Origin of the sequence: Adlercreutzia sp. DFI.6.23 (assembly GCF_024462535.1) — a bacterium.
GTDB classification, from domain to species: domain Bacteria; phylum Actinomycetota; class Coriobacteriia; order Coriobacteriales; family Eggerthellaceae; genus Adlercreutzia; species Adlercreutzia rubneri.
The window spans coordinates 1-309 of record NZ_JANGBP010000395.1; the positions used below are offsets into that span (position 1 = coordinate 1).

Here is a 309-nt window from a genome sequence, read left to right on the forward strand (position 1 = left end):
ATCTGCACGGGGAAGATGGGCGTCTCGCCGGAGCCCAGGCCCTCTTCCCCGTGCAGATCTTCCGCGTGAAGGAAGGCGTGAACTACAATCCGGAGGATCCGAACTACGATCTGTTCAAGCTGGCCATGCACTGCTCGGCCAAGCGCCTGTTCCCGAACTTCTCCTTCCTGGATGCCCCGTTCAACGCCCAGTACTACAAGGGCACGCCGGAAACCGAGATCACCTACATGGGCTGCCGCACCCGCGTCATGGGCAACGTGTACGACCCCGATCGCGAGGTGACGCCCGGCCGCGGCAACCTGTCGTTCA

1 protein-coding gene is annotated in these 309 nt (G+C 62.8%); it reads left to right on the forward strand.

The window, feature by feature from the left end:
* The coding region (gene nrdD / locus NE591_RS13865; RefSeq protein ID WP_305145266.1) for an anaerobic ribonucleoside-triphosphate reductase at positions 1–309 on the forward strand (309 nt) is incomplete at both ends.